The organism is Burkholderia sp. Ac-20365, from assembly GCF_017104715.1.
Lineage (GTDB): Bacteria > Pseudomonadota > Gammaproteobacteria > Burkholderiales > Burkholderiaceae > Paraburkholderia.
In genome coordinates this window covers 94,034-100,153 of sequence record NZ_JAAGPI010000034.1, presented here as the reverse complement: position 1 = coordinate 100,153, position 6,120 = coordinate 94,034, and the positions used below count along the sequence as shown (strand labels likewise).

Below are 6,120 nucleotides of genomic sequence, written 5' to 3'. Positions count from 1 at the left end.
GTGTGCTCTTGTCCTCAAACTTCATTGCAAAGATCACACCGCGCTCTTCGGCGCTCAGCTGTTTATAGTTCTTTCCCATGCAACATATCCTAACCGGAAGTGTTGCGCTTGCATCTTGAGACCGCCCAGCCTAAAAGGCTTGCACATCTGACTGGGTACACTGCTTCGCATTCGCTACTTCGGTCCCGAGATTTCCAGGATAATTGACGCCGCTTGCCATTCACGTTTCGACCGTTCTCACGGTCGTCAAGATTCCGCCACCGCGTAGCTCATGAGTAAATTACAGATTCAACAACGGAAAATCGACGCGATGCTGCATCAGGCTATCGCGATGCAGCAGAACGGCGCGTATGCGGAAGCGGAGGAGCTTTATCGCGAGATTCTCGCATTGCGTCCCAAACACTTCGACGCGACACAGTTACTAGGGGCGCTGGCGTTACAGGCCGGCCGTCTCGACGATGGCATCGAACTGCTGAAGAAGGCCATTGCGATCAACGGCATGCAGGCACCGCTTCATTCGAACCTCGCCTATGCATACAACGCGCGGCGTCGCTTCGGCGAAGGCCTGGCGAGCGCGGATCGCGCGCTCGTATTGCAGCCCGGGTTTGCCGACGCGCTGAACAATCGCGGCAATGCGCTCGCCGGACTCGATCGGCCCGCTGAAGCACTCGCCGCTTTTGAAAAGTCGATTGCCGTAAAGCCTGCGCTCGCGCAGGCATGGAACAATCGCGCGTGCGTACTGCGCGATCTGAACCGCCCAGACGATGCAGTGGCAAGTTGCGATCAGGCGATCGCACTGCAATCGGGCTATGTCGAGGCGTGGAGCAATCGCGCAAATGCGTTGAGCGACCTGAATCGTCCGCTCGACGCACGAGAGAACTATATGAAGGCACTCGAACTGGCGCCTTCCTTTGTCGATGCATGGAGCAATCTTGGTCTCACCCAGATCGACCTGAGCGAGCACGAGCAAGCGCTGGATTCTTACGATCGAGCGCTTTCACTAGATCCGGACCTCGCGGAGGCGCACTGGAATCGCGCGCTCTGCCTGCTGCAAATGGGCCGTTTCGACGAAGGGTGGCGCGAGTATGAATGGCGATGGCGGCGTCACCGGATGGCAGCAGCGGAGCGCAACTTCGCGCAGCCGTTATGGCAGGGTCAGTTCCCGCTCGAAGGCAAGACCATTCTCCTGCACGCTGAGCAGGGACTTGGCGATACATTGCAATTCTGTCGTTATGCTCCGCTCGTGGCGGCAATGGGCGCGAAGGTGATCCTCGAAGTACCGCAGGAACTGATGCGACTGCTGCAGAGCCTCGAAGGCGTTACCCACCTCGTTGAGCAAGGCCAATCATTGCCATCGTTCGATTGCCATGCGCCGCTGCTCAGTCTGCCGCTCGCCTTCAAAACGAATGCGGACAACATACCTGCGACGGTGCCGTATCTCCTTGCTGACGAGGCAGCTTCGAAGCAATGGGCGGAGCGGCTCGATCAACACGCGGGGCACGCGTTGAAGGTTGGGCTCGTGTGGGCCGGCGGTAAGCGTCCGCATGTCGCGGAGTTAAGAAAGACAGATGGTCGGCGCTCGATCGCACTCGACATGCTTGCGCCGTTCGTCGATGTTCCAAACGTGCGCTTCTATAGCTTGCAAAAGGGCGAGGCAGCACAGCAGTTGATCACGAACCCTGAATTCGTCGAACGCATCACTGACTACACCGATGAATTCGCGGACTTCGCTGATACAGCTGCGTTCGTAAGCAATCTCGATCTGGTAATCACCGTCGATACCGCCGTCGCTCATCTGGCTGGCGCATTGGGTAGGCCGGTCTGGATAATGAATCGCTTCGACACTTGCTGGCGCTGGCTGCTCGATCGCAACGACAGCCCGTGGTACCCGAGTGCGTTACTGTTCAGACAACCATCGCTGGGTGATTGGGACCGCGTCATCGCAGCGGTGCGCGACGCGTTGGATATGCGTGTCTCCAGTGAGTGAGCGATAAGCCCGTCGTGCTGATGGGCTCCGTGCGGCCAATAGGAGCCATTCGGCGCGATGACATGAATCGCTGACAATGCTCGATTTGCGCTTTACCAAGGGAGGTCCCAAGATGATCGACGAAACGGGTCTGTAAACGATGAATAAAAGCGTTTTGTGCTGGTTGGCTACAGCGGAATCCCTTGCGCTGATCGTCCCGGTCGTCTTCCGATTGTCAATATCGCCTCGCCCGGTAGTGCGAGAAGACATTGCATCGAGCACCGCGGTATGTGTGAGCTTTGTCGACCCTTTCGTTCAAAGGGCTTCAAGACCAGAGGCGTAGCCGGTCTTGCCACATACCGCGACGGCTTCTTCGCATCGCTTCTGCGCGCCCTCATTAATCTGACTGGACCGACGTTTCCTTTCTCTACGATATTCGTTATCGACGTCGTTTCTATTGAGCCGATCCTGGCGCCGAGTTACCGGTTATATCCGGCGACGGTCGAGGCGTAACAGATCGAATCGGCTATGAAAACTTACGGCGTGCGTGCGGCTTGATTTGCCGCGATGCATTTGTTAGCTGCTATCTCCGCGTGAAAGTACCCGGTATGCATTACCGGGCGTATAGACCATAAGTAAAATTTTCGTGCCATTTGAAATGCCCGGTGCATATTTAACCTTTCTCGATTGCCATTTAAAGATTTTTTAAAATCCGGTAAATGGTTTATTCGTTTTATTCTTGTAGAATCGCGCGGGTTAAATACTAACGGACAAAAAGAGGCGTTATGGGGGCGCAGGACGTTATCGCGGCCATGACAGGTCGTCTTGCACAGGGCGACCGGCTGTTGAAACTGGATACGCCGCTTGGCAACGATGTACTCGTGCCGCAACGAGTGGTCGGCAAATCGCGTATCGGGCGGCACTTCGAGTTCACGCTGGACGTCGTTTCGACGTCGTCGAATATCGAACTCAAGAAACTGATCGCGCAGCCCGTTACGCTCTGGATCCAGCAGTCCGACAAGTCCTATCAGCCGCATAACGGCTTTGTTCATATCGCGCGCCGGCTCGGTTCGGATAGCACGCTAACGAGCTATCAGATCGGCTTTGCGTCGTGGATGCACTTCCTCAAGTTCAGGCGCGATCAGCGTATCTGGCAGGACGTGAGCGTCGAAGAAATCGTCAGTGATGTTTTCAATGCTCATCCTCAGGCTCAAGGACGATTCCAGTTTGGACTCTCCCGGCAGTTGCCTACGCGTTCGTATTGCCGGCAGGATGAATACGACTGGAACTTCGTGCATCGATTGCTGGAATCGGAAGGTCTTTATGGTTTCTGGCAGCAGGCAGAGGACGGCAAGTCACATACGCTGGTGATCACAGACAATCTGTCGTCATTCAAGCCCACGTCGCCGAAAACGGTGAGCTTCTACCGTGCTGGAACGAACAGCGAGACGGATGCGCTTACGCAATGGTCGGGCACGCGTACTTTGCAAAGCACGCTGCTGACGACGCGTACCTTCGACTATAAAAGCCCCGCCGGTGTGTATAACCCGAAGGGTACCAGCACGCCGACGATGCCCACACAGGGCGCATTGCCGGCGCAATCAGAAGTCTACGAATACACAGGCGCTTATACCTACGGCGAGCAGGATCGCGGCGATCAGCTTTCGCGTATCCGCATGGAAGAGTGGGAATCGCGAGCGAAGCGCTTTCATGGTGTCGGCGGCTCGCGCGGTATCGACGCCGGACAGCGCTTCACATTGAGCGGACATCCCGATCATGATCGCGATGCGGCCGATCAGCGGGAATTCGCCGTAATCGAAACCGTCTGGACGATCGAGAACAACCTGCCCGTTAGCAGCGATGCGCCCATCTTTCCACATAGCCTTCAGGCGGATGTAGCAGCGGTACGTGCGCGACATGAGGGTGAATCTGCGTTGAGTGGCGTGGTCGGCGATGGATCGGAAGGCTTCTATCGCGTCGATATCGAGGCGCAGCGGACGACCGTGCCTTATCGCAGTCCGTTCGAGCACGCGAAGCCGGATGTGCAGCTTGAATCGGCGATAGTCGTCGGCCCGCAGAACGAAGAGGTCTATACCGACGAACTGAATCGCATCAAGGTGCGCTTCGTCTGGGATCGGCTCAATAGCGGCGATGAACGCGCGTCGTGCTGGTTGCGCGTCGTGCAGTCGGATTCGGGTGGCGGTTATGGTGGCGTGCATCTGCCGCGTGTCGGCGAGGAAGTACTCGTTGATTACGTCGATGGCGATTGCGATCGGCCGATTGTGGTTGCGCGCGTCTATAACGGTGCGACGAAGCCGCAGTGGCATTCGAATGGTTTGCTGTCTGGCTATCGTTCGAAGGAATTCGGAGGTAGTGGCTACAACCAGATGGTGATGGACGATGCGACGGGCCAAAACCGCTTGCATCTCTACAGCACGACGGCAAATTCTGGTCTGCACCTGGGCTATCTGATTGCGCAGAATGGCAACACGCGCGGCGCGTTTCTCGGCAGCGGATTCGATCTCGCCACAGACAACTACGGCGCCGTACGGGCTGCAGAAGGTCTCCTCATGACGACGTACGCGAAGAGCGTGGGCAGCCAGCAACTGGATGTGAGCGAGACGCGGCAGCAAATCAAGAGTTCACAGGATGTGATCGATGCGATGTCTGCGGCTGGCGAGATGCATCAAGCGGAGAACCTCAAGGTCGGTTCCGACGCGTTGAAGTCGTTTGCCGATGCGATGCAAGACAGCATCGATGGATCAGCCTCGGTTGGTCGAACAGTTGGCGGCGGCACGGGCAGTGCGAATGCGTTCGCGCAACCCGTAATCGCGCTCGCGAGTCCGGCGGGTATCGGCATGTCGACACACGATTCGACGCATGTGTCGGCGGCACAGCAGATCAATCTGGTCAGTGGGCAAAGCACGCATATCGCAGCGGGTAAGTCGCTGATCGCAAGCGTGGGGGAGAAGCTCAGCCTGTTTGTCCAGAACGCAGGGATAAAACTCTTCGCGGCCAAGGGCAAACTCGAGATTCGGGCCCATGCCGATAACATCGAACTGACCGCGCAGAAGACCTTCAAGGTACTGTCCGCGACGGAAAACATCGAAGCGGCGGCGAAGCAGCAGATCCTGCTCACGTCGGGGGGCGCGTACCTTCGGATAAAAGGAGGAAACATCGAGATTCACGCGCCAGGGAAGATTGACATCAAGGGAAGTCAACATTCGTTTGCGGGGCCGACGGGTGAAGTGCACCCGCTGCCTTCGCTGCCGAAATCCATCTGTATTCCTTGCCTGCTCGCTGAATATTCGCAGGGCTCGCTGCTGGGTACGAAATGAGTTCGAACGCGTCTGTCATCGAGTCTATGGCGCCTGAAGCGCTCGAGCAGGAAATCGTCGGATTCCTGGCCCCAGCCGCAGACCGGTCGCTTTATGCGCTTGTGTATGGCGTCGCCTATCCAACGTTGTTCTCTGTGTTATCGGGGAAAGCTCTGAACTTTCCAGCGACCCCGGATATCGAACTGGTGTTCGACGCGCCGGATGACATCGGCGCACGGCAATTTGGACCATTCGTCATCCCGATCGATCCGTCGCGGCGCGATGTCATACGCCTGCTATGCGAGAACTGGGTCAACGATCCGCGTGGGTTATCGTTGATCGTGTCACCGCTTTCGCTTCAACGCCTGACCGACGCGATCCGGATTAGACTGGATGCGACATGCGACGACGGAACCGAATGGCAGGTTAAACTGTTCGACACACGCGCGATACCCGTATTGGCAAAAGCATTGCCAGAACATCAGTTGAAGTCGTATCTCGCGATGCTGGACGAATGGTGGTATCTGGATCGCAAGCGCTCGCTTCAGAAAGTGATCCGCGGATTTCAGGCAGATGCGCCATATCTCGCGCCACTGAAGTTGAACGATCGACAGATCAGCGTCTTTACCGACGCGGGGGTCGTCGATTCGATCCTGTATATGCTGGCGCAGACGGACGACGATTTGCTGGCGATGATCGATGAGCCGACGCGTTACGACATCGTAGCCGATGCGCTGAATGGGGCGACCGATCAGGAAAGAAACAGTTCTTTGCTGCTCGCCGACCGTGCACGTCGCGCGCTGATCGCATTTTGTGAGGACAAACTCGAGTGACGCG

3 protein-coding genes are annotated in these 6,120 nt (G+C 57.0%); all 3 read left to right on the top strand.

The features are described from left to right. The first annotated feature begins 271 nt into the window (after positions 1–271). The gene (locus G3O01_RS35990) at positions 272–1,987 is read left to right on the top strand and encodes a tetratricopeptide repeat protein (RefSeq protein ID WP_205811766.1); all 1,716 of its coding nucleotides are present in this window, start codon (positions 272–274) and stop codon (positions 1,985–1,987) included. A gap of 764 nt (positions 1,988–2,751) precedes the next feature. Beyond that, on the top strand, positions 2,752–5,304 hold the full coding sequence (locus G3O01_RS35985; protein ID WP_205811765.1) for a type VI secretion system Vgr family protein: 2,553 nt from the start codon (positions 2,752–2,754) through the stop codon (positions 5,302–5,304). Beyond that, complete coding sequence (locus tag G3O01_RS35980) at positions 5,301–6,116, top strand: DUF4123 domain-containing protein (protein WP_205811764.1); 816 nt, start codon at positions 5,301–5,303, stop codon at positions 6,114–6,116. The genes G3O01_RS35985 and G3O01_RS35980 overlap by 4 nt, the downstream gene beginning before the upstream one ends. Positions 6,117–6,120 lie beyond the last annotated feature (4 nt).

What these genes read in the sequence shown, in the direction of transcription:
- G3O01_RS35980 (WP_205811764.1), top strand. Translation starts at nt 5,301, where the DNA reads ATGAGTTCGAACGCGTCTGTCATCGAGTCTATGGCGCCTGAAGCGCTC.
- G3O01_RS35985 (WP_205811765.1), top strand. Translation starts at nt 2,752, where the DNA reads ATGGGGGCGCAGGACGTTATCGCGGCCATGACAGGTCGTCTTGCACAG.
- G3O01_RS35990 (WP_205811766.1), top strand. Translation starts at nt 272, where the DNA reads ATGAGTAAATTACAGATTCAACAACGGAAAATCGACGCGATGCTGCAT.